The following is a 23,248-nucleotide window of genomic DNA, read 5'->3' on the forward strand; positions in this document are numbered from 1 at the left end:
CCGGTTCACCCCACGGATACCCGGCGCGCGGCGGCCCGACACGGGATTCGCCGCGCGAGCAGCGGGTATCCCGGACGTGACCCCCGAGCCCGGACCAGGAGCGTGCATGAACGGCAGCCAGCCCGCAACCGACCTGACCACCGTCCTCGCCGGCGACCACCGGGAGCTGGACCGCCTGTGCACCGAACTGGAGCTCGGCCAGGGCAGCCCGGAGAACCGCAAGGACCTCGCCGACCACCTCATCGCGGAGCTGGTCCGCCACGCCGTCGCCGAGGAGTCCTTCCTCGACGGCGACGGCGCGCTCGCCGAGGCGGACGGCCTGATGCGGCAGCTGGAGGGCGCGGGACCGCAGGAGACCCGGTTCGAGCGGCTGCTGGGCGGGCTGATCCGCGCGGTCCGGCGGCACGTCCACGACGAGGGCCCGGCCGCGGTGCGCCAGGTCCGGCTCACGTGCTCGCCCGAGCGGCGGGCCGAGCTGGGCAAGGAGGTTCTCGCGGCCCGGGACGCCGCGGCGACGGTGCCGCACCCGGACCTGTCCGACCGGGTGCCGCAGGTGGATCAGCTGTGGCCGGGGCCGGGCTTCGTCGACCGGGCGCGGGACGCACTCCGCCGGGCCGCGGACTCGCCCGGTCGAGCGCCGGGCGGGCGGACGCCGGCATCGGGTTGAATGGAGGCCGGCACCGAAGGAGGACCACGGCGGGCATGAGCATCGACGAAGACGAATGGGCGCGCGACCGGGCCCGGTTCGGGCAGGACGGCGAGCCGCCGGCCGGTCCGCTGACGCGGCAGTTCGCCGACCTCACCCGCCTGCTGCTCGACGTGACCCCCACCGTCGGCGGCGTCCTGCGGCTGGTCGTCGGCGCCGCGAGCGCGCTCGTCCCCGGCGCCGACCTGGTCAGCGTCACCCTCCGCGAGCCCGACGGCACCTATCACACCCCGGTCGAGACCGACCCGGTCGCGGTGCGGCTGGACCAGCTGCAGTACGACCACGACGAAGGACCGTGCGTCGAGTCGGCCCGGCCGGCCGGCCCGGCGATCGGCTGGTCCCAGGACCTCGCCCACGAGCCGCGCTGGCCGTCGTTCGGCCCCGGCGCGGCCGGGCTCGGCTACCACTCGGTGCTCGCGACGGCGCTGCTGCCGGACGCCCGCCCGCCCCGCCTCTCGGGCGCGCTCAACATCTACTCGAGCCGGCCGGGCGCGTTCGACAGCCGTTCCACCGACCTGGCGCTCCTGCTCGCGACCCACGCGTCTTTGGCGCTGGCGCACACCGAGGCCGTCGCGGCGGCCGAGCTGGAGCGGGAGCACCTGCGCCGCGCGGTGGAGAGCCGGGACGTGATCGGCCAGGCGAAGGGCATCCTGATGCAGCGGCGCGGCATCACCGCCGACGAAGCGTTCGACGTGCTGCGCCGCGCGTCGCAGGACCTGAACGTCAAGCTGGCGGACCTGGCGCTGACGCTCGCCACCCGGCACACCGAGATCGATCTCCCGGTAGCCGAGCGCTGACCCGAGCGCCCCAATGTGGCCTTCGGTGCGTGAGACGCAACCAAAGCGGCCTTCGGTGCGTGAGACGCAACGAAGGCCGCCTTGGGGCGCTGGGCTACTGGGCCGAGTACGGGGCCCGGTTCTCCAGCGACGGGCTGGCGGCCGGGTACCGGCCGTCCTGGCCGGGCACTGGGGTCACCGTCGCCTGCGGCTCGGGATCCACCCGCGGCTGCCGGCGCTGGACCACCGCCTCCACCTCCTGCTCGCCGCGGATGCGGGCCAGGACCGCGAGAGTGATGGCGTGGGCGATCGCGAGGATCAGCAGCAGCACGCCCAGCCGCCCCACGACGCCCGGGAGGTCGCTGCCGCCCATGTCGATCGTGGAGATCAGCGCCAGCACACCCAGCGTGGCCAGGTGGAACAACACGGTGACCAGGCGGGTCATCGAAGCGCCGGCCGCCGGGTCGCCGTAGGAGTTCTCCAGGTAGCGGCGGCCGCTGCGGTAGATGATCTGCCCGTCGATCAGGACCAGCGCAACGCCGATCGCGAGGAACGACAGGTACGCGTTCGTGGTCATGCCGGGACGCTCCTTCTCCTGGTGGGGACCTCTTGGAGGGGAATACCCGGCCGGTCGCGGAGGGAAACGCCGTGGTCACCCCGTGAAGGTTTCCGGGTCCGGCCCGGTGCGGTGACCGTCGTCGAGCTTGCCGATCGCCGCCATGTCCTCGTCGTCGAGCTCGAAGCCGAAGACGTCGATGTTCTGCCGGATCCGCTCCGGCGACGACGACTTCGGGAAGACGATGTTCCCGAGCTGGATGTGCCAGCGGAGCACCACCTGCGCGGCCGTCCGGCCGTGCTTCTCGGCGAGTTCCTTCAACACCGGGTCTTCGAGGACTTCGGCCTGGGCCAACGGGCTCCACGCTTCGGTCGCGATCCCGTGCGCCCGGTGGTACTCGCGCAGTTCGTTCTGCTGCAGCGCCGGGTGCAGCTCGATCTGGTTGACCGCGGGCACGGTTCCGGTCTCTTCGGCGAGCCGGTCGAGGTGCGCGGGCTGGAAGTTCGACACGCCGATGGCGCGGGCCTTGCCGGCCCGCAGGATGTCCTCGAAGCCCTGCCACGTCCGGACGTAGTTGTCCTTGTGCGGCAACGGCCAGTGGATCAGGTAGAGATCGACGTAGTCGAAACCGAGGCGCCGCAGGCTGCCTTCGAGCGCGGTGATCGCGTTGTCGTGCCCGTGCGCGTCGTTCGCCAGCTTCGTCGTGACGAACACGTCTTCGCGCGCGAGCCCGGACTCCGCGATCCCGGCGCCGACGCCTTCTTCGTTCCGGTACATCTGCGCCGTGTCGATGTGGCGGTACCCCGCGTCCAGCGCGGTGCGCACGGCTTGGGCGGTGTCCTCCGGCGGGATCTGGAACACGCCGAACCCGAACTGCGGGATCCGCACGCCGTTGTTCAGTTCCACGGCCGGGACGTCGGTGGTCGTCATGCTTGCGACCTACCCGAGGGTTCGGAGCACAAAACACGGCGGGACGGAACCCGCCCCGCCGTGTCACTCGATCGTGTGAACTAAGTGCCCGGGCGGTCCACGTCACCGCGCCACGCGCCGGTCTCGCCGCCGCGGTGTTCGATGAACTCCTTGAACCGCTTGAGATCGCCCTTCACCCGGCGGTCGAGGACGCCGAGCTTGTCCGCCACGTTTTCGGCGAAGCCCTCCGGGTCGATGTCCATCTGGGCGGTGACCCGCGTGTGGGAGTCGTCGAGCCGGTGGAACGTGATCACGCCGGCGTGGTCCGGACCGGAGTCGGACGTCCAGGCGACCCGCTCGTCGGGGTGCTGTTCGGTGATCGTCGCGTCGAACTCGCGCGTCACGCCACCGAACCTCGTCACCCAGTGGGTGTGGGTGGCGTCGACCTGGCGGATCTCTTCGACGCCCTCCATGAACCGCGGGAACTCCTCGAACTGCGTCCACTGGTTGTACGCGGTCGAAACGGGGACCTCCACGTCCACGATTTCGGTGATCGTGCTCATGCACTCCTCCTCGTCGGTGGGCTCGTCGGTGTGTCGCCGAATCGGCTACCCGGTGCCACCCGGGTCAAACCCGGCGTGGTTGATCCCGCGCCGGCCCGGGTACACGGCGGCCAGGCAAGGAGGTGTTCCGTGATCGAAGAAGTGAACAAGAAGCCGGCGGCCGACCGCTCGGTCGGTGAACTGGTGACGGACCTGACCGACGAGGTCAAGCGGCTCGTCCGGGACGAGATGCGGCTCGCGGTGTTCGAACTGCAGCGCAAGGGCAAGAAGATGGGCGTGGGCGCCGGGCTGTTCGGCGCGGCGGGCCTGTTCGCGTTGTTCGGCGCGGGCACGCTGGTCGCGGCCGCCGTGCTGGCGCTGGCGCTGGTCGTGCCCGGCTGGCTGGCCGCGGTGATCGTCGCGGTCGTGCTGTTCCTGATCGCCGGTGTGGCCGCGCTGATCGGCAAGAAGGAAGTCACGCAGGGCGTGCCGCCGGTGCCCGAAGAAGCCATCAGCGGGGTCCGCCAGGACGTGGACACGGTGAAGCAGGGAGTGCACACATGAGCGGGGACTTCCCGAAGAACGCCGAAGAGGCCCGGCTCGACCGGGACACCACCCGGGAGGAGCTGACCGAGACGCTGGAAGCGCTCGGGCAGAAGCTCGACGTGAAGACCCGGGTCAAGGAGAGCGTCGACGAAAAGCTGGACCACGCGACCGCGAAGGTCGCCGACGTGACGAACGAGCCGACGGCGGTCAAGTTCCGCCAGGGCGCCGACGTCGTCCGGAGCAACCCGCTGCCGGTCTTCGCCGGCGTGCTGGGCCTGGTGATCCTGATCCGGCTGATCCTGCGACGGAGGAACGACTCGTGAACAAGGTCCTGTACAAGCCGCTGAGCTGGATCGTCGGCGCCCTCGGCGGCGTCCTCGCCGGCCAGGCGTTCAAGCAGGTCTGGAAGCGCGTGGCCGGCGAAGAGGACGCGCCCGACGCCACCGACCGCGACTACACCTGGCAGCAGGTGATCATCGCGGCGGCGGTGCAGGGCGCGATCTTCGCCGCCGTCAAGGCCGCCACCGAGCGGGCGGGTGCCGTGGGCTACCAGAAGGCCACCGGCGACTGGCCGGACGACTGACGTCCATTGTGGACGGCGGGAGGCGGGACCGCCGGGCGGTCACGCCTCCCGGCCGGGCAACGGGGTCAGCTCGGCGATCGCCGCGCCGACGCGGGGGTGGATCGTCAGCAGCAGGTCCGCGCCGGTGGCCTCCAGCGAACGGGTGACGGCGTGGCCGCCGGTGACGACGGCGACGTCGGCGCGGGTGTTCGCCTCGAGCAGCGACCGGACGCCGGCGCAGCTGAGGAAGGCGACGCGGGTCAGGTCGACGACGAGCCGCTCGCCGGTGGCGAGAGCTTCGTCGAGGGTGCCGGCCGTGGCGGCGTCGATGTCACCCACCAGCGTGATGACGCGGACGTCGCCGGGCCTCGTGGTGGTGGTGAAGGTCAAGCCGGACGGCTCGTCGATCGTGCGGAAGTACATGGCGCTCCCTATCGCAGCGTGCAGGGGCGCTGACCGGAGCACGTGAGTCTGAACAACAGCCAACACCCTGACCGTACGCCCCTGGGCCCCCAGGTCAACCCCGCGGGTTTCCTCGCCACCACCTCGGGTAACCGCCGAGGACGGAAATCCGGCCCGGAAGGAGACCCATGCGTGTCGTGATCGTCGGCGGCGGGTTCGCCGGCTACCACGCGGCCAAGAGCCTGCGGAAGACCGCCGGCGAAGACGTCGAAGTGGTCGTGCTCAACCCCACGGACTACTTCCTCTACCTGCCCCTGCTGCCCGAGGTGGCGGCCGGGATCCTCGACCCGCGGCGGGTGACGGTGTCGATCCCGGAGACGCTGCCGGGCGTGCGGCTCGTGCTCGGCAAGGCGACCGGCGTCGACTTCGACGCCCACGAGGTCTGCTACACCGATCCGGAGGACCGCGAGCACCGGATCCGCTACGACCGGGTGGTGCTCGCCGCGGGCAGCGTCAACAAGCTGTTGCCGATCCCGGGCGTGCCGGAGTGCGCGCACGGCTTCCGCGGCGTGCCCGAGGCGCTCTACCTGCGTGACCACATCACGCGCCAGATCGAGCTCGCCGCGGCGGCCGAGGACCCCGCCGAACGCGACGCGCGCTGCACGTTCGTGGTCGTCGGCGCCGGCTACACCGGTACGGAGGTCGCTGCGCAGGGGCCCGCGTTCACCGAGGCCCTCGCCCGGCGCCACCCCGAGCTGGCCGGGCAGAAGATCCGCTGGCTGCTGCTCGACGTCGCCGAGCGCGTGCTGCCCGAGCTGGGCAAGCGGCTCGGCCGGACCGCCGACGAGGTGCTGCGCGCCCGCGGGGTCGAGGTGCTGATGAAGACCTCCGTCGACCACGCCGACGCCAAGGGCGTCACGCTGACCACCGGCGAGCCGGTGCCGACCCACACGCTCGTGTGGTGCGTCGGCGTGCGGCCGGACCCGCTGGTCGCCGACCTCGGGCTGGAAACCGCCAAGGGCAGGCTCGTGGTCACCGAGCAGCTGGCCGTGCCCGGGCGCGACGACGTCTTCGCCTGCGGTGACGCCGCCGCGGTGCCCGACCTCACCCGGCCCGGCGAGTACACCGCGATGACCGCGCAGCACGCCGAGCGGCAGGGCAAGCTCGCCGGGCGCAACGTCGCGGCGTCGCTCGGCTACGGCCGCCCCGGCACCTACCGCCACCACGACCTCGGCTTCGTCGTCGACCTGGGGGCCGGCGCCGCCGCGGCGAACCCGTTGCACATCCCGCTGTCCGGGCTCCCGGCGAAGGCCGTCACGCGCGGCTACCACCTGATGGCGATGCCCGGGAACCGCGTCCGCACGGCGGTCGACTGGGTCCTGGACCGGCTGACCGGCCGCCAGACCGTCCAATTGGGACTGGTCCGGTCCGGTTCGGTGCCGCTCGACACCGACTCCCCCGAACTCCCCCGCCGCTGAAAGGACTTCCATGACCGCCGAACCCGCTCGTTCCGAAGGCCCGTCGGTCGTGACCGCGGGCGATCCGTCCGGGCCGAAGATCATCGTGCTCGACCCGGCCGGCGCCGCGCGGCACGACGAGCTGCCCGCGACCTGGCGCCCGCTGGCGGAGCAGCGCGGGATCTTCTGGTGCCGGGTGCCCGCCGGCGGCGCCCTGACCGAGGCCGACGACCTCGTGGGCGACCACGGGCCCGGTGACCCGGAGATCGCCGTCGTCGCGAGCGGCCCGTTCGCGGCCGAAGCCCTCCAGCTGGTCGAACGCCACCCGGGCGGCGCCGCGCACCTGCTCCTGGTCGACCCGGCGTCGGACGCGTTCCTGCCTTCCGGTGATGCCGCGAAGGCGAACGAAGAGTGGCTGGCCGAACGCGACGACGTCGTCGCGAAGCTGCGTGAAGCGGGCACGGAGGTGCGTGTGATCGCCTCGACGACCGAGGGGCCGGAGGACCGCGTGCCCCCGCCGTTGCCGCTCGGCCACCCGGACGTGGTGGCGGCGGTGCGCGCGGCGCTCGGCGACGTTTAGCCCCGCGGGCGCGCGGTAACCGGAGGGCCGAACCCCGTGACCCGATCCGGAAGGGAGTCCACTGTGGACACCTCGCCGCTGCGCGACCTGACCGCCGCGGACGGGCCGTTCGCGTCCGTCCACTTCGACTTCTCGCACGACACCGAAGACGCCGAAAAGCTCCTCGAACTCCGGCTGAAGGAGATCGAAGCGGGCCTGAGCGACCAGCAGGCCGACCAGGCGACGATCGAAGCCGTCCTGCGAGCGGTCCGCGAGAGCGAGCCGCCGGCCGGCAAGGCGGGCCGGAGCATCGTCGCCGCGCACGGCGAGGTGCTGCTCGACCGGTGCCTGGTCGCCCCGCCGCCGGCGCAGGTCGTGCGCTTCTCGGCGCTGCCGTACCTGCTGCCGCTGGCGACCCACGCCGAAGAAGCCCCGAACCACGTCGTGGTCCTGGCCGACCGCATCGGCGCCGACATCACCGAGTACGCCGGCGGCGAGCCCCGCACCGAAACGGTCGAGGGCGCCGACCACCCCGTGCACAAGGTCCGGGGCGGCGGCCCGTCCCACCACCACATGCAGAACTCGGCCGAGGAGACGGCCCGCCGGAACCTGGCGACCGTGGCCGATCACGTCGCGAAGGCGGTGGAGCGGTCCGGCGCGCAGCTCGTCGTCCTCGCCGGGGAGAAGCAGGCCCGCACGGCCCTGCACGAGATCCTGCCGGAGGCCGTCCGCCGGATCGCCCACGAGGTCGAGGGCGCCACCCGCGCCGACGGCTCGTCGCGCGAGGAACTGGACCGGCAGGTGCACGAACTGCTGGCCGAGCGTCACCTCGCCGCGCTCGACGAGCTGGCCGAGCAGTTCCGCGCCGGCACGGGCCGCGAGGACGGCCTGGCGGTCAGCGGCCTGGAGGCGGTCACGACCGCACTGACCGAGGCGAACGTCGAGACGCTGCTGGTGGGTTCGCCGAGCGACACGGCCGTGTTCGGCGGCCCGGACCCGGCGCAGGTGGCCGTGGGCAAGGCCGGTCTGCGGGCGCTGGGGGTCAGCGAGCCGGAGGAGCGCCGGGCGGACGAGGCGCTCCCGTTCGCGGCGGTGGCGACCGGCGCGCGGGTGGCGGTGATGGACGAGCGCGTCGACCTGTGGGAGGGCTTCGGCGCGATCCTGCGCCACGGGTAAGCCGTCAGTCGTCGTCGAAGACCGACAGCGCCTGCCGGCGGTGCAGCAGGTCGACGGCGGCGTCGAGCTGGTGTTCGAGGTCCTTGAGCCGGAGGCGTTCCTCCGGGGTCAGCCCGCCGTGGTGGAGGGCGCCCTTGCGGAGGCGGTGCTCCTCGTCGATCAGGTCGGCGATGCGGTCGGTGATTTCGTGGCCTGCCATGGGAAGTTCCCCTCCTGTCCGTCCGCGAGCATACGCCGCGCGGGTACCCTCGCCCGGGTGATCGAGGTCGCCGAGCTGGTGCGAGCGCGCGGGCTCGCCGACACGTACCTCGGGCTGCCGCTCCCGCGCTGTCTTGAATGAGTCATTCAGGTCGTCGGAGGTCCTGAATGACTCATTCAAGACGACCGGAAGGGGCGCGGGCCAGGTCCACGAACCCCCGCACCACCGGCGCCACCGTGCCCGCGCGCCACGCCAAGCCCAGGTCGATCACCGGTACCGGGTCCTCCAACCTTCGCAACACCACTCCCCGCCGCTTCAAGCCCCGGGCCCGGTGCTCCGGTACCGCCGCGATGCCCGCCCCCTCCGCGACCGCGCGCATCAGCTGCTCGTCCTCCGGCTCCTCACGCACGATCGGCGGCACCCCGGCCGGCCATACCTGCGCGCTGATCGCGTCGTACTGCCCTGGCCCGTTCTCCCGCGGCCAGAACACCACCGGCTCGGCCGCGAGCCACGCCCGCCGCAACCGGCCGCGCCGTCGGGCCAGTGCGTGGCCCGACGGCACCGCGATCAGCACCTCCTCCGACCCGACCACCGCCACCTCGATGCCCGGGGAAACCACCGGCGGCCGCACGAAGCCCACGTCGATCTCGCCCGCCGACAGCCGGGCCAGGTTCAAGCTCGTCCAGCCCGTCTCCAACGCCAGCTCCACCTCCGGGAATGCCGCCCGGTAGGCCGCCACCAGGTCGCCGGCCAGCGGGCCCGGTGCCGAACGCGTGTACGCGATCCGCAGCCGTCCCGCGTCGCCGCGGCCGGCCGCCGCGATCACGCCGCGGGCGCGGTCCAAACGCGACAGCAGCTCCCGCGCCTCCGCCGCCGCCACGCGGCCCGCCTCCGTCAGCGCGAACCGCGGCCCCGACCGGTCCAGCAGCGCCACCCCCAGCTCCGCCTCGAACGCCCGGATCTGCTGGCTCAGCGACGGCTGCGACACGAACAGCCGCGCCGCCGCGCGCGTGAAGTGCATCTCCTCGGCGAGCACGGCGAAGTAGTGCCAACGGCGCAGGTCCACCCAGCCACTATAGGGCCGGCCTATGGATCAAGAGGGACGAAGTCTTGGACCCCTCCCGCGGAGCGGTCCAAGACTGGAGCGCGTGAACCGCACCGATCGCAAGCTCCACGCCCTCGCCGCCGCCGCGGATCGGCACCTCCTCGACCCCATGGCCGGGTTCGTCGACCTCGCCGGGATCCGCGAAGCCGTCGAGGACCTGACCAAGGCGTTCGCGCCGCTCGGGCGCGTCCAGCACACCGTCGCCGCGAAGGCGTGCGGCCTCGCACCCGTCCTGCGCTACCTCGCCGATCTCGGGGTCGACGCCGAGGTCGCGAGCCCCGGTGAGACAGCGGTCGCCGAAGCCGCCGGCCTGCGCGGCGCCCGGCTCGTCCTCGACTCCCCCGCCAAGACGACCGCCGAACTCGCGCACGCGCTGGCCGAAGGCACCGCGATCAACGCCGACAACTTCCAGGAGCTCGCCCGGCTCGACGACCTGGTGACGAACCCGCGCTCGGTGCTCGGCCTCCGGATCAACCCCCAGGTCGGCGCCGGCCGGATCGGCGACACCAGCACCGCGACCTCGACGTCGAAGTTCGGCATTCCCTTGCAGGACAACCGGAACGCCATCGTCGAAGCGTTCGCGCGGAGGCCGTGGCTGACCCGGCTGCACGTCCACGTCGGGTCGCAGGGCTGCCCGCCCGAGCTGATGGCCGACGGCGTCGCCGCGGTCCACGCTCTCGCCGAGGAGATCAACGCCGAACGCCGGCAGGTCACGAGCATCGACCTCGGCGGCGGCCTCCCGGTGAACTTCGCCTCCGAGGACCCGGGCCCCACCTACGCCGACTACGTCACGACGCTCCTGGCGAAAGTCCCCGCCCTCGCCGACGGGCACTACACGTTCGTCACCGAGTTCGGCCGGTCCCTGCTGGCGAAGAACGGCTTCCTCGTCAGTACCGTCGAGTACACGAAGGTCGCGGGCGGCCGGCCCATCGCCGTGACGCACGCGGGCGCGCAGGTCGCCGCCCGTACGGTCCTCCAGCCGGAGCACTGGCCGCTGCGGCTGACCGCGCTCGACGCCCACGGCCGCCCGAAGACCGGGCCCGAAGTGCCGCAGGACATCGCCGGGCCACTCTGCTTCGCGGGTGATCTCCTGGCGAAGGAGCGGCCGCTGCCGCTGCTCGAGCCCGGCGACCTCGTCGTCGCGCACGACACCGGCGCCTACTACTTCGGCGCGCACTACGCCTACAACACGCTGCCGCGCCCGGCCGTCCACGGCTTCACCGTGTCCGCGAACGGAGACGTCGAGTTCACGCCGATCCGCCGCGCGCAGTCCCTGACCGAACTGGTCGCGGACGCGGGCGCCGAATACGTCGGAGCGCTCCCGGAGGCGTGATCACCGGCGTACGATCCGGGCACGCCGAGGGGAGACTGCCATGGGGGCCGGTCGTGACCTGCCGCGGTTCGCCGCGTTGCCAGTGGGGATCGTCGTCGCCGTCCAAGCAGTTGTGCTGACCGCGCTGTCCGGCCGGTACGGCTTCCACCGCGACGAGCTGTACTTCGTCGCGGCGGGCCACCGGCCGGACTGGGGCTACGTCGACAACCCGCCGATCACGCCGTGGCTCGCCCGCGCGTCGACGGCGCTGTTCGGCGAGACACCGAGTGGCCTGCGCGTGGCCGCGACCCTGCTCGGCATGGCGACCGTCGTGGTCGTCGCGCTGATCGCCCGCGAGTTCGGCGGCGGCCGCGGCGCCCAGCTGTTCACGGCGATCGCGACGGCGCTCTCGGCGTACGTCCTGGTCGTGTCGCACATGCTGGCGACGAACTCCGCGGACGTCCTGCTGTGGTCGCTGATCGCCCTGTTCGGGCTGAAGCTCCTGCGCACCGGCGACGGCCGGTGGTGGCTCGCCGTCGGCGCCGCCGCCGGGCTCGGGATGGCGAACAAGTGGCTCGTCCTGCTCCTGCTGTCCGGGCTCGGCATCGGCGTGGCCGTCGCCGGGCCGCGCCGGGTGCTGCGGACGTGGTGGCTCGCCGCCGGCACCGGGATCGCCGCCGCGCTGGCCGCGCCCGTGGTGGTCTGGCAGGCGGCGCACGGCTGGCCGATGCTCACCGTCGCCGGCGGCATCAGCGAGGACGACGGCGGCGAGAACCGCGCGCTGTTCGTGCCGATGCAGCTGGTGTACCTCTCCCCCGTGCTCGTGCCCGTGTGGATCGCCGGGCTCGTGCCGCCGTGGCGCGATCCCGCCCTGCGCTGGGCCCGCGCCCTCGCGATCGCCTACGCGGTCGTCTGCGCCGAACTCCTGGTCCTGGGCGGGAAGCCGTACTACTCGGTGCCGTTGCTGCTGCCGCTCGTGGCGCTCGGCGCGGACCCGGCGCTGCGGTGGCTCGGCCGGGGTGGCACGGCCCGGCGCGCGCTGACCGGCGTCGCGGTCGCGGTGTGCGTGGCCGTGTCCGTCCTCACCGGACTCCCGGTGGTGCCGGCGTCGGCGCTGGACGGCCCGCTGCTGGCGGTCAACAAGGAACCCGGCGAGCAGGTCGGCTGGCCCGGGTTCGCGGAATCGGTCGCCGGCGCGTGGGCGCGGATCCCGGCCACCGAACGGGACACCGCGGTGATCGTCGCGGGGAACTACGGGGAGGCCGGCGCACTCGAGCACTACGGGCCGGCGCTCGGCTTGCCCCAGCCGTACTCGCCGCACATGTCCTACGCCGACTGGGGTCCGCCGCCGGACCGGCTCGTCGGCCCGGTCCTGCTCGTCGGCGGCTTCGAACGCGGGTCGCCCGCGTCGCGGCTGATCACCGGGTGCCGGACGGTGACCAAGTACCACCCGGCAGAAGGCGTCGACAACGACGAGAACGGCACCCCGCTGTCGTTGTGCACGCTGACCGAGCCGTGGTCGACGGCGTGGCCGAAACTGCGCCAGTTCTACTGAGCCCGGTTCGCGCTACCCTCGGGCGCATGGTGGCGACGCGCACGGCGGTGGCCGTGGTGGGGGCGGGTCCGGCCGGGCTCACGGTGGCGAACCTCCTGCGGCGCGCGGGGATCCCCTGCGTGCTGCTGGAAACCGAAAGCCGGGCGTTCATCGAACAGCGGCCGCGGGCCGGGTTCATCGAGGAGTGGGCCGTCCGCGGGCTCGAGGAGCGCGGCCTCGGCGAGCAGCTCGTCGCGAAGGCACCGCGGCACGAGGCGTTCGAGTTCCGGTTCGCCGGGCGCCGGCACGCCTTCCGCTACGGCGACGTCACCGGGCAGCGGCATTTCGTTTACCCGCAACAGCTTCTGGTGACCGACCTGGTCGCGCAGTACACCGACGCGGGTGGCGATGCCGTCTTCGAGGTCTCCGGCGTCCGGCTGCACGACCTGACGTCGGACTCGCCCGCCGTCACGTTCCGGACCGCCGCCGGGGAGCACCGGATCGAGTGCGACTTCGTCGCCGGCTGCGACGGCGCCCGCGGCGTCACGCAGGGGTACCTGCCGCCGGAAACCACCGTGAAGGCCCACCACGACTACGGAATCGGCTGGCTGGCCCTGCTCGCGGAGGCACCGCCGTCCGCCGACGGCGTCCTGTTCGGCATCCACCCGCGCGGGTTCGGCGCGCACATGGCCCGCACGCCGGCAGTGACCCGGTTCTACCTCCAGACGGCGGCGGGTGAGACCGAGGCCGACTGGCCCGACGAGCGCGTCTGGACGGAGCTGAAGGCCCGGCTGGCGGTGCCGGACGGGCCGATCACCGAGGGGAAGCTGATCGAGAAGCGGATCCTCGACATGCACAACTACGTCGTGGAGCCGATGGCGCACGGCCGGCTGCACCTGGCGGGCGAGTCGGCGCACCTGGTCGCGCCGATCGCGGCGAAGGGCATGAACCTCGCGCTGCACGACGCGTTCCTGCTCGCCGAGGCCTACCGGGCGCACTACGCGGGCGACCCCACGAAGCTGGCCGGGTACTCCGACGCGTGCCTGCCGCTGGTGTGGCAGTACCAGGAGTTTTCCCAGTGGCTGTCGGACATCTTCCACCACACCGCGGCCACGGACGAGAACCCGTTCGCGGCGCGCATCGCGGAAGCCCGGATGCGTCGCCTGCTGGGCTCGCCCGCGGCCGCGGCGGCGTTCGCGGAGCTGTACATCGGCAAGAACGCCGACCTCTAGCTCCAGGCGACCTTGAACACCCACGCGTAGCGGCCGGCCTGCCGGGCCGCGGCCGGGACGTCGATCACCAGCGCGCCGTTTTCGACGGTCCAGTGCAGGTTCCCGCGGTAGCCCAGCAGCGTCACGCGGTCGCCGGCGCGGATCGGGACCGGTGCGTCGACCACCAGCCTGCTGCCCGGCGCCACCAGTGAGTGCACGTAGAACGCCTCGTTCTGCTTGACCGTGAACCGCAGGTCGCCGAGCTGGGCCATTCGTGACCAGTACGTCGTGCCGTAGATGGCTTCGCCGTTCACCTTCAGCCACGCGCCCGCGTCGCGCAGGTGCTTCTGCATGACGTCCGGGATCGTGCCGTCGAAGTCCGGGCCGATGTCGAGCAGGAAGTTGCCGTTCTTCGACACGATGTCGACGAGCGTCCGGACGACCTCCTCCGCCGTCATGTACCGGTCGTCGGGGGTCGCGCGGTTGTAGCCGTAGGAGAACGGGTCGAGGCCGCGGCTCGCTTCCCACTTCGCCACCACGGTGTTCGGGTACGTCGTGTACTCCGGCGTCGTGAAGTCGTGGTCGGGGATGCCGCCGCGGTCGTTGTAGGTGACGTCCTTGGGGCGCTTGCGGTTCTTGGCGTGGTTGAAGTACTCGGTGATCGTGTTCCGCGTGTCGTTGACGCCGCCGATGTCGAACCACAGGACGTCCGGGTCGAACTCCGAGATCAGCTCCAGCACCTGCGGCGCCTGGTAGTCGCGGACGAAGTCCTTGCCCGCGGTGTACCCGGTGTAGGGCAGCGGCGCGCCGGTGTACGGGTTGCGCGGCGCGTGGCCCATCCACGGGTTGTCCGGGTTGAACCACTCGGGCAGCGAGAAGTACAGGCCGTTGCGCAGCTGGGGCGTGTACTTCCGGGACGCCGTGAAGAGCTCGTCGATGATGTTGCGCCTGGGACCGAGTTTCACGGAGTTGCGGTCGCTGACCTTGGTGTCCCACAACGCGAAGCCGTCGTGGTGCTTCGACGTCAGGACGTAGTACTCGGCGCCGGCGTCCGCGATGAGCTTCAGCCAGCTGCGCGGGTCGAACTTCGCCGCGGTGAACAGCGGGATGAAGTCGTCGTAGACGAAGTTTTCGCCGTACTTTTCCCGGTGGTAGGCGTAGGTCGCGCCGTTCGGGTCCTGCTGGTTCTGCCAGTACCACTCCGCGTACTGCTGCCCGACCGGCGCCCACGCGGGCACGGCGTACACGCCCCAGTGGATGAAGATGCCGAACTTGCTGTCGGTGAACCAATACGGCGCCCGGTGCGTCGACAGCGAGGCGTCGGTGGGCCGGAAGTCCGGGATCCCGAGGGTGATCGGGATCTGCTGGGTCGCGAGGGTGCCGCGGCCGGCGGTGACGCGCACCTGGCCGTTCGTGGTCGTCCCCGGCGGCACGGACGCGTTCGGCGCGATGCCGAGCCGGACGGTCGCCTGCTCCCCCGGCGCCAGTGCACGGATGGTTGCCGGCACGGTCGTCCGGCCGCCGGGGACGTCGACGGTGACGCTCACCCGGTCCCCGGCGCCGAGCCACACGGTGCCGGCGTTGACGACGGTCGCCTCGGCGGCCTGCGGACCGCCGTCGGCCAGGATGTTCACCGTCGAGCGGCTGTCGAGGACCAGCGCCGAGCGGCCGACGGCCACCGGCTGCAGGGTGAGCGCGAAGACGTGCAGGCTGGAGATGTTCGGTGCGGGGTTGGCCGTGGTGGGCAGGGTCAGGGCGACGGCTTCGCGGGCCGGGTCGACCCAGACCTGGCCGGTGGCCAGGGAAACCGGGTTGTTGTCGACGACGCCGCCGGGTGCGTAGCGGAACGGCGAGACCAGCGCGCCGGTGCCGGTGTACCAGTCGGGGCCGGAGAGGGAACCGGTGCTCGTACTGCCGTCGGCGTAGTGCACGGTGGCCGTGCCGCCGGTCGTGCCGTAGCTGGCGGCGACCAGGAAGTACGCGACGAAGTAGCGGCCTTTCGGCAGGTCGATCGTCTGGCCGGTGGCGGCGATGTTGTTCTTCGCGCCGGCGGCCGCGGAGCCGAGCGTGAACGGAACGCCGCCGACGGTGGTCGTCCGACCGGCGGGCAGGTGCTCGGCGGGGAACGTGTAGCCGGAGCCGTCGAAGTCGCCGCCGGTTGCGGACGCGCTGTCGATGCCGTCGTTGGAGAACCACGGGTCGAGCGCGACGGGGACGGGCGGCGGGGGCGGGACGATCGGGGTGCCGGGGCTGTCCGGGGCGGCGTCCACGGGCACGGCGGCACCGGCGGGGGTGAGGCCGGCCGCGCTGAGCGCCACGGCGCCACCGAGTGCGATGCCGAGGGCTTGCCGGCGGGGGAAGGTCGTCACTGAACCTCCAGGGATCGGATGACTACGGCGGAAGGACGGCAGAGTTCGGCCTTTGCTGGCCGTTCTGTCGTTGGCGGGGCTGATTCATCCGATGACTGACCCTGCTCGCTGGGTCAGTCGGTGTCAAGAGGCGATCGAAGTGAACCTCGCTCGGATCCGGCTCGTGGTTCTCGGTACGAGCTGCAGCACTCGTCGTCAGAACCAGCCGCGCACCGAAAGGCCAGACCGATGCCGACCCCTCAGAACGCGCTGAGCCGCCGCGCGATCGCCATGCTCAAGGCGGTCCTCGACGGGCGCGCCGAGCTCCGCTGCAGCTGTGCACCCGACCTCCGCGTGGACGGGTTGCCGTGCTGCGACCAGAACACCGCCCACGACCTCGCCCGCGCCGGGCTGATCCGCGCGGCCGGCACGCCGTCGCCGGGCCAGTGGGCGCCGGCCCGGTTGACCGACGCCGGCCACCGCGCACTGGGCGGCGGCTTTCCCGCTGCCGCCTGAGCGGAGCCGCCGGCGGGCTTCGAACGTAGTGAATGACTCATTCCTGTCGTCAGGTGACATGAATGAGTCATTCACGTCGTTCGGGGTCCGCCGCCTCGCGAAAAACCTCGGGAACTGCGTGAACCGCCGCGCACCGGCGGCCGTGCTCTGGGTGAGGGCGTCTCGCACACGCCCTCCGGAGTCGCCACGAAGCAAACGATCCGGGCCAGCCTCCGCCCGATCGGGACCGGGCACTCCGGCGAGCGGCCGTCGCGGCAACGGCCACCTCGCGCGGGCCCGTCCGGCATCCCCAGAATCCCGGACGGGCCCGCCCCCGGCCTCCCGGGCACTGTCCGGGATCTTGTCCGATTCGCTCACCTGATCAGCGGTCCCCGGTCCGGAACAGCCGCGCCACTGTGAGTGGATGCGACGCTTCCTGGCCGTGAGCGCGGCAGTCCTGGCGGGGTTCGGCATCCTCACGACATCCGGCAGCGCGAAACCTGAAAGCGCTCTCCCGGCGGCCGCCGAGCACGCCGTCAACGGCTGGGTCGGCACCTGGGCCGCCGCGCCCGCGGCCGCGGTGGCCAACACCCCGGACGGCTACCCCGGCTTCTCGATCCGCAACGTCGTGCACTCCAGCGCCGGCGGCAACCGCACGCGGGTCCACCTCTCCAACGCCTTCGGCGCAGCTCCCCTGACTTTCGGGCACGTCACCATCGCCGTGCAGGCGAACGGTCCCGACGCCGTCCCCGGCAGCCTGCGCTCGCTCACCTTCGGCGGTGCGCCCAGCGTCGTCGTCCCCGCCGGCGCCGAAGCGCTCAGCGATCCGGTCGCCCTGCGGGTGCCCGCGGACGCCAACCTGCTCGTCACGACCTACGTGCCCACGAAGTCCGGCCCGGTCACCTACCACCCGGCCGCGTCGCAGACGTCGTACTTCACCCGCGCCGGCGACTTCGCCGGCAGCGAGGCGGGCGCGCCCTACACCGAGCAGACGTCCGTCTGGCACTACGTTTCCGGCGTCGACGTCCAAGGCGGCGCCGAAGCCTCGATCGTGACGCTCGGCGACTCGATCACCGACGGCGTCGGCTCGGTCGCCGGGGCCAACCACCGCTGGCCGGACTACCTCGCCGACCGCCTGCACGGCCGCTTCGGCGTGCTCAACGCCGGCATCAGCGCCAACCGGCTGCTGCTCGACGTCCCCGGCTCCGGCGCCGGCCAGAACGCGTTGTCCCGCTTCGACCGCGACGTGCTGAGCGTCGGCGGCGTCCGGACGCTGATCGTGCTGGAGGGCATCAACGACATCCAGCAGGACCCGCACCAGACCGACCCGGACGCGATCACGTCGGCCTACCGGCAGCTGGTGACGCAGGCGCACGCGCGCGGCATCCGCGTCCTCGGCGGCACGCTCACGCCGTTCAAGGGCTGGCGCGTCTACGACGAAACCCTCGAAGCGACCCGCACCGCGGTGAACGCGTTCATCCGCACCAGCGGGGTCTTCGACGGCTTCGTCGACTTCGACGCCGCCGTCCGCGACCCCGCCGACCCGCTGCGGATGCTCCCGGCCTACGACTCCGGCGACCACCTCCACCCGGGCGACGCGGGCTACGAGCGGATGGCCGCCGCGGTCCGGCTAGACCGGCTGTGACCGCGGGATGAACAGCACCGCCACCAAGCTCAGCAGCGCCACCGCGACGAGGTAGAGCGACACCGAAAGCGAAGTACCGGTGGACGTCTGCAGCGCCGTCGCGATCAGCGGCGCGAACCCGCCGCCCAGCACCGCGCCGACGGCGTAGGAGAACGACGCGCCGCTGTAGCGGTACCGCGGCTCGAACAGCTCCGCGAACAACGCCGACTGCGGCCCGTACGTCGCGCCCAGCCCGATGTTCAGCACCACGACCGCGACGATCAGCCAGACCACGGCCTTGGTGTCCACCAGCAGGAAGAACGGGATCGGCCAGACGACGAGCAGGATCGACCCGGCCAGGTACACCGGTTTGCGGCCGACGCGGTCGGACCACGCCGCCGTGACGAGGATGCTCACCAGCCACGTCAGGCTGCCGACGATGACCACGACCAGCAACGTCGTGCGGTCGATCTTGAGCACCGACGTGCCGTAGGAAAGCAGGTACGCCAGGAAGATGTAGCCGACCGCGGTGTTGGCGATGAAGCTGCCCGAGGCCACCAGCAGCGCCCGGGGCCGTTCGCGGAAGACGTCGACCATCGGCCGGCTGCTGCGCGCTTCTTCCTCCCGCAGCCGCGCGAACACCGGCGTCTCCTCGATCCGCAGCCGGATCACCAGGCCGACGCCGACGAGCACGATGCTCGCCAGGAACGGCACCCGCCAGCCCCACGAAGCGAACTGCGCGTCGGTCAGCGACCGGCCGAGGATGAAGAACAGCAGCTGCGCCAGGATCAGCCCGGCCGGGACGCCGATCTGCGAGAACGCGCCGTACCGCCCGCGCCGGTCTTCCGGCGCGTGCTCGACCGCCATCAGCGCCGCGCCGCCCCACTCGCCGCCCGCGCTCAACCCCTGCAGCAACCGCAGGACGAGCAGCAGGATCGGGGCCCAGACACCGATCGCCGAGTAGGTCGGCAGCAGGCCGACGCCGACCGTCGCGAAACCCATCAGCAGCAGCGACAGCACCAGCATCGCCTTGCGGCCCACGCGGTCGCCGAAGTGGCCCCAGAGGATCCCGCCGACCGGGCGGGCCAGGAACCCGACGCCGAGCGTCGCGAACGCGGCCAGCGTGCCGGACGCGGGCGAGAGCGTCGTGAAGAAGAGCTTGCCGAACACGAGCGCCGTCGCCGTGCTGTAGATGAAGTAGTCGTACCACTCGATGGTGGTCCCGATCGCGCTCGCCACGGCCACCCGCCGCAGCTGTCGTGCCGCGACCGGGGTGCTCACGAGCCGGCCAGCGCGGGGACGAGGTCTTCGGCCAGCAGGTCCATCAGCAGCCCGTCGTGCCAGCTGCCGTCCGGACCGCGTTCGTACGCCCGCATCCGGCCGACCGGCTGGAAGCCCAGCGACCGGTACAGCTGGATCGCGGACTTGTTGTCCGCCGCGGGGTCGATCACCAGCCGGTGGTGCCCGCGCACGGTGAACAGGTGCTCGGCCAGCGTCCGGATCGCGTCCGTTCCGATGCCGCGGCCCTGCCAGTCCGGGTGCACCGCGATGTCGATCCCGGCGTGCCGGTACTGCGGGTCGGCCTCCTCGAAGGCCAGCTCGATGCCCACGACGGTGCCCGACACGTCATCGAGCTCGATGGCGTACGTCGTCGTGCCCTCGTCGGGGTCGAGCAGGTAGGACACTTGGGTGGCCACCGGTTCTTCGGCGTCCGCCCACCAGCGGGCGATGTCCGGGTGCGACAGGATCTCCTCGAACCGGGCGGCGTCCTCGGCTGCGGCAGGGCGCAGCCGGACGCGGCTTCCGGGGATCAGGCCGGTCATCGGCTCAGTGTCGACCCCGGAAGCCGTCCTGTCGAGACGTCGTTCAGCCGCTCGTCACCAGGGGTTGTTGTCCTGCTCGTCCGGATCGGCCGCGGTCCCGCGGCGCGGCGGCGTCCCCGGCCCCGAAGACGCGGGCGGCGTCGCGGCGCCACCGGACGGCGCCGGCGGCGGCTCGGCGGGCGGCTGGTCCTCCGGCTCGTCCGGGTCGGGGAACCGGCCGCGGAGGTTGTCCAGCAGCAGCGTCCGGGTCTCGCGGTCCTCGTCGCCGAGCTGCTCGGACATCACCCCGGCCACCTTCTCGGCGATGCCGGACTGCGCCCGCCGCATGGTGGTCAGGATGGCCCGGGACAGCTCGTCCAGCGGGAACGACTTGACCTTGTTGCTGAACGTCAGGTCGGTGACCGTGCCGTCGGCGCCGACGGTGACGCTGACGGCCCCGTCGCTGCTGCTCGCGGTCAGCCGCAGCCGTTCGGTCTCCTCCTGCGCCGCCTGGTAGCGCTGCGCCTTGGCCGCGAACCCGGCCGCCCAGTCGTCCATCCGGCGGATCGCCTCGTCCGGGTCGCGGATCAGGTCGCCCAGGCCGTTGTTCGGGGACGTCACGCCTGCCTCGATTCCGCCGTGCGCGGTGACGCGGCGAGCTGGCGCTCGAACGGCTGGGCGTTGGCCTCTTCGCCGTCGCGGTAGGACTGCGCGGCCGTCTTGACGTTGTCGGCGAGCCCGCGGACGCCTTCCGCCGACGCGGTGAGCGCTTCCTTCGCCTTCTCCCCCGTCGGCCGGATGATCGGCGGCAGGAACGCGCACAGCAGCCCGTAGGCGTGGTCCGACATCGCCGAGTCGGCCGCGGCCGACGCCGTGTCGAGCCGGTCCACCAGGCTCTCGACGTGGCTCGCGTGCGCGACCAGCTCGTCCGGCTCGACCTCGAAGCCCGCGGCCGTCATGCGTTCACTTCCAATCCTGGTTCTTCCAGTCACCGATCACCGGCGGCGCCACGACCTGCTCGCCCGCGAAGAAGTTCGGGTCGTCGCTCTCGAGGTAGTCGGCCGACTTGTGTTCCTTGTCGTCTTCCTTCTTGCCGCCGCGGCCGGCACCCATGCCGCCCATGCCGGGGCTGCCCGCCGCGCCGGACTTGCCGGCCAGGCCCGCGTTCCGCGCCGCCGCCGCTTCGGCCTCCGCGGCCGCACCGGACGCGGCACCGCCGCCCAGGCTGCCCGCGCCCGTGCCGCGCACGCCACCGCCGACGCCGCCGGCACCCGCGCCACCGCCGCCGATCCCGCCGAGGGAGCCGCCACCGGCACCGCCGCCGATGCCGCCGAGGCGGCTCGCGATGCTTTCGCCGTTGATCCCGCCGCCGCGGCCGATGGTCGGCATCTTGCCGGTGCCGCCGCCGGGGATGCCGCCGCCGGGAACGCCCCCGGGGCCGGTGCCGGTGGGCAGGCCGGTGATCGGGTCGATGCCGGGCGGGGTGAAGCCGGGGATCGGGCTGCCGCCGCGGATGCCACCGCCGCCGCCACCGGAGACGTCCGGGATGTTCGGGATCGACGGCGGCGTGTAGGAGCTGCCGCCGGTACCGCCGCCCCCGGGGATCCCGGAGGGGCTGAAGCCGGACGTCGTCGTCGAGTCGCCGGAGCCCGGCACCGACGAGCCGGGGATGCCGGACCCGGTGAAGCTGCCGCCGGGGATCTCGGGGATGCCTGCTCCCGAGAAGCCCGAACCACCGGCCCCGCCGCCACTGGCGGCCGGGATACCGGCTCCGGAGAAGCCCGAGCCGCCGGCGCCGCCACCGGGGATGCCGCTGCCGGAGAAGCCCTCGGTGCCGGGACCGCCGCCGCCCGGGATGCCCGCGCCGCCGAAGGAACCGCTGCCCCCGGCACCGCCGGCCCCTGCGCCGCCCGCGCCGCCGAGCCCGGCGGCGTCCAGGCCGGCCGGGGTGCGGCCCGCGGCCGTGGGGTCGAGCGCCGGGTCCATCGCGGTGCGCGCCATGAGCGGCTGGGCGCCGCTCGCGCCCGCGCCACCCGAGCCCGAGGCCGCGACGCCCTGCCGCTGCGCGGTGGCCGTCGGGAGCTTCGGCGGGGCGGGGAACCGCGGCGTCGCGACCGCGGCGCCGATGGTCTCGTCGTACTGCGTCAGGATCTGCGCGGCGTGGTCCCGCGCGGCCTGCTGGGCCCGGTAGGTCTGCATCGCTTCGCCGGCCGCCGCCGCGTACTGCACGGGGTCGGTCATCGACATCAGCTTCTGGTTGGTGCTCTGCAGGTCGAACTGCACCGGCGGGTTCGCGACCATCTGCCGCTGGGTCTCGTTCAGCGCCTGGGAGTGGATCTCCTGCTGGCGCCCGGCGAGGGTCGCGCCCTGCGCGGTCGCGCCGAGCCACTTGCCGACGCCGGCGAGGTGCTCGCGGACGGCGTCACCGGCGTCGCCCTGCCAGTTGCTGGTGCTCGCGTTGATCGCGTCGCCGAGGGTCTTCTGGTGGGTGCCGAGGTCGTTGCCGACGCTCACCCACTCCTCCGACGTCTCCGCGACGGTCGCCGGGTTGGCGTCCTGCGTGATGGCGTCGTTCATCTGCTCGTGGCTGGCATTGGCCCAGAGCGTCTTCGGGGCGCCGCCGTTCTCACGCATGGTGAGACCCTCGTCGAGGCCGTGCTTGGCGTTGTCGAGGTGCTGCTGGTACAGCTCCTGGATCTTCTTGTCGCGCAGCACCGGGTCCACGGCGGGGCCGAGCCAGCCGGCCCGGATCTCGTCGTCGATCTGCTGGGTGGCCATCTCGCGGATCTCGTCGCCCGAGGGCACGTTGTCCGCCTTCAGCGGCCCGACGTAGTACTTCGACGACGAATCGGCCGTCACGTCGTAGAGCGGACTGCGCGGGTTGTAGTCCGGGGACGACGGGTCCGAGACGGACTCGGCGGTGGCTGCCACGGTCTCCCTCAGCTCTGGTCGGCGGTCGGGAGCGAGGTCAGCGTCGCGCGCGTGGTCTCTTCCCGGGACTTGTAGTTCTGCTTGGCCAGCTTGATGGCCTCGATGTAGGTCGGGAACTCCTGGCGGGCCGCCTGCAGCTGGGTGACCAGGCCGTTTTCGTCGGCGGCGGTGCTCACCATGTGCGCGGAGACCCACTGGCCGGTCGCGGTCCGGCTCATCGCCGGCGCGTCGTGCAGCCGCTGCAGGTTCGCCCAGCGCTGCTCGAGCGTCTCGAGCACGCCTTCCAGGGCCTCGATCAGCTGGTTGCCCGTGGTGTCGTCGATGGCGAAGCCGCCGGTCTGCGCGAGCCGCTTCAGCTGGGCGCCGGCCAGTCCGACGCGGACCGCGGCCATCGCCTTCTGGGCGGGTTCGGTCGCGGTCTGCATCTGCACCGTCGCCTGGAGAGCCTGGGCAACCGCCTCGGTCTCTTCCGTCATCAGGACTGTTCCCTTTCCGG

26 protein-coding genes are annotated in these 23,248 nt (G+C 72.5%); 13 read left to right on the forward strand and 13 right to left on the reverse strand.

Going from position 1 to position 23,248, the window contains the following annotated elements; all coding sequences use genetic code 11:
- Positions 1–106: 106 nt before the first annotated feature.
- A complete protein-coding gene (locus ACERZO_RS16380) occupies positions 107–667 on the forward strand; it encodes a hemerythrin domain-containing protein (protein WP_372665494.1) in 561 nt (186 codons plus the stop codon).
- A gap of 35 nt (positions 668–702) precedes the next feature.
- Positions 703–1,503, forward strand: coding sequence for an ANTAR domain-containing protein (locus tag ACERZO_RS16385; protein ID WP_372665495.1), 801 nt, complete (start codon positions 703–705; stop codon positions 1,501–1,503).
- Positions 1,504–1,597: 94 nt separating this feature from the next.
- On the opposite strand, the gene ACERZO_RS16390 is transcribed toward ACERZO_RS16385, so the two are convergent.
- The 3 genes from ACERZO_RS16390 to ACERZO_RS16400 form a co-directional block, all read right to left on the reverse strand.
- The gene (locus ACERZO_RS16390; RefSeq protein ID WP_372665496.1) at positions 1,598–2,059 is read right to left on the reverse strand and encodes a hypothetical protein; all 462 of its coding nucleotides are present in this window, start codon (positions 2,057–2,059) and stop codon (positions 1,598–1,600) included.
- A 75-nt stretch (positions 2,060–2,134) separates the two neighbouring features.
- The gene (locus ACERZO_RS16395; protein WP_372665497.1) at positions 2,135–2,968 is read right to left on the reverse strand and encodes an aldo/keto reductase; all 834 of its coding nucleotides are present in this window, start codon (positions 2,966–2,968) and stop codon (positions 2,135–2,137) included.
- Positions 2,969–3,048: 80 nt separating this feature from the next.
- Positions 3,049–3,510, reverse strand: a complete 462-nt coding sequence (locus ACERZO_RS16400) for an SRPBCC family protein (RefSeq protein ID WP_372665498.1) — start codon at positions 3,508–3,510, stop codon at positions 3,049–3,051.
- Positions 3,511–3,639: 129 nt separating this feature from the next.
- Here ACERZO_RS16400 and ACERZO_RS16405 point away from each other — a divergent pair, with 129 nt between their 5' ends.
- The 3 genes from ACERZO_RS16405 to ACERZO_RS16415 are packed head-to-tail and all read left to right on the forward strand — an operon-like array spanning position 3,640 to position 4,618.
- On the forward strand, positions 3,640–4,053 hold the full coding sequence (locus ACERZO_RS16405) for a phage holin family protein (RefSeq protein WP_372665499.1): 414 nt from the start codon (positions 3,640–3,642) through the stop codon (positions 4,051–4,053).
- Positions 4,050–4,358 (forward strand): DUF3618 domain-containing protein, encoded by a 309-nt coding sequence (locus tag ACERZO_RS16410; protein WP_372665500.1) that lies wholly within the window; start codon positions 4,050–4,052, stop codon positions 4,356–4,358. The genes ACERZO_RS16405 and ACERZO_RS16410 overlap by 4 nt, the downstream gene beginning before the upstream one ends.
- A complete protein-coding gene (locus ACERZO_RS16415; protein WP_372665501.1) occupies positions 4,355–4,618 on the forward strand; it encodes a DUF4235 domain-containing protein in 264 nt (87 codons plus the stop codon). The genes ACERZO_RS16410 and ACERZO_RS16415 overlap by 4 nt, the downstream gene beginning before the upstream one ends.
- Before the next feature lie 39 nt (positions 4,619–4,657).
- On the opposite strand, the gene ACERZO_RS16420 is transcribed toward ACERZO_RS16415, so the two are convergent.
- Entirely contained in the window at positions 4,658–5,020 is a 363-nt protein-coding gene (locus tag ACERZO_RS16420) for an STAS domain-containing protein (protein ID WP_372665502.1), read from the reverse strand.
- Between the two features lie 167 nt (positions 5,021–5,187).
- On the opposite strand from ACERZO_RS16420, the gene ACERZO_RS16425 reads away from it, so the two are divergent.
- Genes ACERZO_RS16425 through ACERZO_RS16435 form a run of 3 tightly spaced genes read left to right on the forward strand, consistent with a single transcriptional unit; the run spans position 5,188 to position 8,191 of the window.
- Positions 5,188–6,477 carry an NAD(P)/FAD-dependent oxidoreductase gene (locus ACERZO_RS16425; RefSeq protein WP_372665503.1) on the forward strand — a complete coding sequence of 430 codons (1,290 nt, stop codon included), beginning with the start codon at positions 5,188–5,190 and terminating at the stop codon, positions 6,475–6,477.
- Positions 6,478–6,487: 10 nt separating this feature from the next.
- Positions 6,488–7,036 carry a hypothetical protein gene (locus ACERZO_RS16430; RefSeq protein WP_372665504.1) on the forward strand — a complete coding sequence of 183 codons (549 nt, stop codon included), beginning with the start codon at positions 6,488–6,490 and terminating at the stop codon, positions 7,034–7,036.
- A gap of 36 nt (positions 7,037–7,072) precedes the next feature.
- Positions 7,073–8,191, forward strand: a complete 1,119-nt coding sequence (locus ACERZO_RS16435; RefSeq protein ID WP_372665505.1) for an Rv2629 family ribosome hibernation factor — start codon at positions 7,073–7,075, stop codon at positions 8,189–8,191.
- Between the two features lie 4 nt (positions 8,192–8,195).
- Here ACERZO_RS16435 and ACERZO_RS16440 read toward each other — a convergent pair whose 3' ends face one another.
- Positions 8,196–8,390 (reverse strand): DUF2630 family protein, encoded by a 195-nt coding sequence (locus ACERZO_RS16440; protein WP_091388895.1) that lies wholly within the window; start codon positions 8,388–8,390, stop codon positions 8,196–8,198.
- A 172-nt stretch (positions 8,391–8,562) separates the two neighbouring features.
- Complete coding sequence (locus tag ACERZO_RS16445; protein ID WP_372665506.1) at positions 8,563–9,456, reverse strand: LysR family transcriptional regulator; 894 nt, start codon at positions 9,454–9,456, stop codon at positions 8,563–8,565.
- A gap of 82 nt (positions 9,457–9,538) precedes the next feature.
- Here ACERZO_RS16445 and ACERZO_RS16450 point away from each other — a divergent pair, with 82 nt between their 5' ends.
- From ACERZO_RS16450 to ACERZO_RS16460, 3 genes are read left to right on the forward strand one after another with little or no spacing between them, the layout of a single operon-like run.
- Positions 9,539–10,828: a diaminopimelate decarboxylase gene (locus tag ACERZO_RS16450; RefSeq protein WP_372665507.1), complete on the forward strand. Its 1,290-nt coding sequence runs from the start codon at positions 9,539–9,541 to the stop codon at positions 10,826–10,828.
- Between the two features lie 40 nt (positions 10,829–10,868).
- Positions 10,869–12,362: an ArnT family glycosyltransferase gene (locus tag ACERZO_RS16455; RefSeq protein WP_372665508.1), complete on the forward strand. Its 1,494-nt coding sequence runs from the start codon at positions 10,869–10,871 to the stop codon at positions 12,360–12,362.
- A 26-nt stretch (positions 12,363–12,388) separates the two neighbouring features.
- Entirely contained in the window at positions 12,389–13,573 is a 1,185-nt protein-coding gene (locus ACERZO_RS16460) for a 4-hydroxybenzoate 3-monooxygenase (RefSeq protein ID WP_372665509.1), read from the forward strand.
- Here the strand turns inward: ACERZO_RS16460 and ACERZO_RS16465 are convergent.
- On the reverse strand, positions 13,570–15,921 hold the full coding sequence (locus tag ACERZO_RS16465) for an alpha-L-fucosidase (protein WP_372665510.1): 2,352 nt from the start codon (positions 15,919–15,921) through the stop codon (positions 13,570–13,572). The genes ACERZO_RS16460 and ACERZO_RS16465 overlap by 4 nt on opposite strands.
- A gap of 228 nt (positions 15,922–16,149) precedes the next feature.
- Here ACERZO_RS16465 and ACERZO_RS16470 point away from each other — a divergent pair, with 228 nt between their 5' ends.
- The gene (locus ACERZO_RS16470; RefSeq protein ID WP_372665511.1) at positions 16,150–16,416 is read left to right on the forward strand and encodes a hypothetical protein; all 267 of its coding nucleotides are present in this window, start codon (positions 16,150–16,152) and stop codon (positions 16,414–16,416) included.
- A gap of 403 nt (positions 16,417–16,819) precedes the next feature.
- On the forward strand, positions 16,820–18,040 hold the full coding sequence (locus ACERZO_RS16475; protein WP_372665512.1) for an SGNH/GDSL hydrolase family protein: 1,221 nt from the start codon (positions 16,820–16,822) through the stop codon (positions 18,038–18,040).
- On the opposite strand, the gene ACERZO_RS16480 is transcribed toward ACERZO_RS16475, so the two are convergent.
- From ACERZO_RS16480 to ACERZO_RS16505, 6 genes are read right to left on the reverse strand one after another with little or no spacing between them, the layout of a single operon-like run.
- Positions 18,026–19,300 carry an MFS transporter gene (locus ACERZO_RS16480; protein ID WP_372665513.1) on the reverse strand — a complete coding sequence of 425 codons (1,275 nt, stop codon included), beginning with the start codon at positions 19,298–19,300 and terminating at the stop codon, positions 18,026–18,028. The two genes, ACERZO_RS16475 and ACERZO_RS16480, sit on opposite strands and share 15 nt — an antisense overlap.
- On the reverse strand, positions 19,297–19,842 hold the full coding sequence (locus ACERZO_RS16485; protein WP_372665514.1) for a GNAT family N-acetyltransferase: 546 nt from the start codon (positions 19,840–19,842) through the stop codon (positions 19,297–19,299). Before ACERZO_RS16485 ends, ACERZO_RS16480 begins: the two co-directional genes overlap by 4 nt.
- A 54-nt stretch (positions 19,843–19,896) precedes the next feature.
- The gene (locus tag ACERZO_RS16490; RefSeq protein WP_372665515.1) at positions 19,897–20,442 is read right to left on the reverse strand and encodes a YbaB/EbfC family nucleoid-associated protein; all 546 of its coding nucleotides are present in this window, start codon (positions 20,440–20,442) and stop codon (positions 19,897–19,899) included.
- Positions 20,439–20,780, reverse strand: a complete 342-nt coding sequence (locus tag ACERZO_RS16495; RefSeq protein ID WP_372665516.1) for a type VII secretion target — start codon at positions 20,778–20,780, stop codon at positions 20,439–20,441. Before ACERZO_RS16495 ends, ACERZO_RS16490 begins: the two co-directional genes overlap by 4 nt.
- A gap of 4 nt (positions 20,781–20,784) precedes the next feature.
- Positions 20,785–22,752 carry a hypothetical protein gene (locus tag ACERZO_RS16500; protein WP_372665517.1) on the reverse strand — a complete coding sequence of 656 codons (1,968 nt, stop codon included), beginning with the start codon at positions 22,750–22,752 and terminating at the stop codon, positions 20,785–20,787.
- 8 nt (positions 22,753–22,760) lie between these two features.
- The gene (locus ACERZO_RS16505) at positions 22,761–23,228 is read right to left on the reverse strand and encodes a hypothetical protein (RefSeq protein ID WP_372665518.1); all 468 of its coding nucleotides are present in this window, start codon (positions 23,226–23,228) and stop codon (positions 22,761–22,763) included.
- Positions 23,229–23,248 lie beyond the last annotated feature (20 nt).

Origin of the sequence: Amycolatopsis kentuckyensis, assembly GCF_041679295.1 — a bacterium.
Lineage (GTDB): Bacteria > Actinomycetota > Actinomycetes > Mycobacteriales > Pseudonocardiaceae > Amycolatopsis > Amycolatopsis kentuckyensis_A.